3 protein-coding genes are annotated in these 2,212 nt (G+C 64.9%); all 3 read left to right on the forward strand.

Annotated elements, in window-relative coordinates:
* Nucleotides 1–182 precede the first annotated feature (182 nt).
* The gene (locus ACY45C_RS20990; RefSeq protein WP_462189273.1) at nt 183–500 is read left to right on the forward strand and encodes a hypothetical protein; all 318 of its coding nucleotides are present in this window, start codon (nt 183–185) and stop codon (nt 498–500) included.
* 103 nt (nt 501–603) lie between these two features.
* A complete protein-coding gene (locus ACY45C_RS20995) occupies nt 604–1,893 on the forward strand; it encodes a cytochrome P450 (RefSeq protein WP_462189274.1) in 1,290 nt (429 codons plus the stop codon).
* A 173-nt stretch (nt 1,894–2,066) separates the two neighbouring features.
* Nucleotides 2,067–2,212: LysR family transcriptional regulator (locus ACY45C_RS21000; RefSeq protein ID WP_462189276.1), on the forward strand; the 146-nt coding region annotated here is incomplete at its 3' end.

Genomic DNA, 2,212 nt, shown 5'->3' on the forward strand with positions numbered 1-2,212 from the left:
GAGAACTACACCGTCTAATTAGTCGGCAGCGTCAGATGTGTATAGAGACAGCATCAGGGCCGACAATACATCACCGAATCATCCCGGCGGTCGAAAAATTCATCCGATGGTTTCCTGGGAGTTTAGGAGTCGAAATGAAATAACTTGCGCGTTTCGAACCCTCCACAGGCCTGTGACCTGCGATGATGCTCTCGATCACGTATTTGTTACTTCATTACATCCCCTTACCTGGGTGTCGTCCTGGTGGTATCAAATGTACCGATCACCTCGCCGGGTCGACGGCCCGGCGCGCGACCGCGACCGCGACCGCGACCGCGACCGCGACCGAATCAAGTTTCCTGGTGTCCGGCCTGAATCTGGAGGCGAGGGTCCGGAAACGAGACTCGGGAACGGAACCGAGGGTCCCCACCCGCCACCGTCCCGCCGTCCTACTCATCCCATCCGTCGCCTCCATTCCCTCATGTCTCCCGCCGCGATCGGGCTCCGGGCAGGTGGCCTGAACGCACAGGTCCCGGGGCGCTTCCAGGTGGAGACCCACCGTGAACCAAGCGCCGTGGCACCACTCGCGCTGGCATTCGTCGGACCGACGATGAGGAGCACACCATGGCAGTCACAACCGATTCCGTATTCGCCGGGGCGGACGCCGGTACCGGCGTCGCGGCCGACCACGGGAACCCGCTCCCGGACCAGGCGCCTGATCTGCTGGCCGCGTTGTTCGATCCCGCGAACAGGCCGAATCCCTATCCGCTCTATGCGCGCCTGCGGGCAGCCGGCCGGCTGCCCGAGACGCCGTTCGGACTGCAGGTCGCCACCCGGCACGACGACTGCGTAGCGGTACTGTCCAACCAGAGTTGGGGGCACGATCAGGAGGCCCACCAACTGCATCCCACCTTGCCCGCCGAGGAGTTCCCGGCGACGTTCCTGTGGATGGAGCCGCCGGACCACACCCGGCTGCGCGGCCTGGTGAGCAAGGCGTTCACCCCGCGTCGGGTCGCCGATCTGCGGCCGCGTATCACCGCCCTCGTCGACGACCTGCTCGACACCGCGCTGCGGGCCGGAGAGTTCGACCTCATCGAGACGATCGCGTACCCGCTGCCACTCACGATCATCTGTGAGATCCTCGGGGTGCCGGCGGCCGACCACGGCATCATCCAGATCTGGTCGCAGGCGCTGGCCAGGGCGTTCGACCCGGACGTCCTGATGTCTCCGGAGGCGTTGGCGGAACGTAACGACGCCATCCCTGAGTTCCTCGCCTACTTCCGTGCGCTGGTCGCGCGCAGCCGCCGCAGCGGTGGCGACGATCTGCTCAGCGCGCTGGCCGCCGTCGAGGAGCAGGGTGATCGGCTGACCGAGGACGAACTGCTCGGCACCTGCGTGACCCTGCTGATCGCCGGCCACGAGACGACGGTCAACCTGGTCGGCAACGGGGCGCTGGCGTTGCTGCGTAACCCCGATCAGACGGCGTTGCTGCGCGACGAACCGGATCTCATCCGGCCCGCCGTCGACGAGCTGCTACGCTATGACTCCCCGATCCACCTCAACACCCGGGCAGCGATCCGGGAAATGACGGTGGGTGGCCAGACCTTTTCCCCGGGTGAGGGCGTGGTGGCGTTGATCGCTTGCGCCAACCGCGATCCGGAGGCGTTCGACGACCCGGACCGTCTCGATGTGCGCCGCTACGTGGCGGGCTCCGGCGCGTCCCGGCACCTGTCGTTCAGCCTTGGCCACCACTACTGCCTCGGCGCGCCGTTGGCGTTGCTCGAGATGGAGATCTTCCTGGCGGGGTTCCTCCACCGGGTCCGGTCCGCCGAGCTTCTCGTCGATTCGCCGCCCTACAAATCCAACCTGCTCATCCGAGGACTGGCGGAGCTCCCCGTCCGCTTCCGGGGATAGTGCCGCAAAGTCGCGGATCGAGCCGATTCTGATATTCTGCTCGAAGTCAAGTGCCAGGTCGGAGGCGTGGTGGATGCCACGTCGGGCGAATCTTACGCCGTATCTTCCGTATCTCCACACGCCGTATTCACCCGTAGTTTTTCGGGATCGCTAGCGTGTCCGCGGGAGGTGCCATGGAGAGCAAGATCGATTTCCGATACCTCGTCTCTTTCCTGGCGATCGCAGAAGAACTCCACTTCGGCCGGGCCGCGGCCAGGCTCCATCTGGCCCAGCCCTCTCTCAGGAGTCGAAATGAAATAACTTACGCGTTTCGAACCCT

The sequence above is a fragment of the Frankia sp. CcWB2 genome, from assembly GCF_977927585.1.

Bases quoted from the DNA above. Each gene is read 5' to 3' on its own strand.
- ACY45C_RS20995 (WP_462189274.1), top strand. From the start codon at position 604: ATGGCAGTCACAACCGATTCCGTATTCGCCGGGGCGGACGCCGGTACC.
- ACY45C_RS20990 (WP_462189273.1), top strand. From the start codon at position 183: ATGATGCTCTCGATCACGTATTTGTTACTTCATTACATCCCCTTACCT.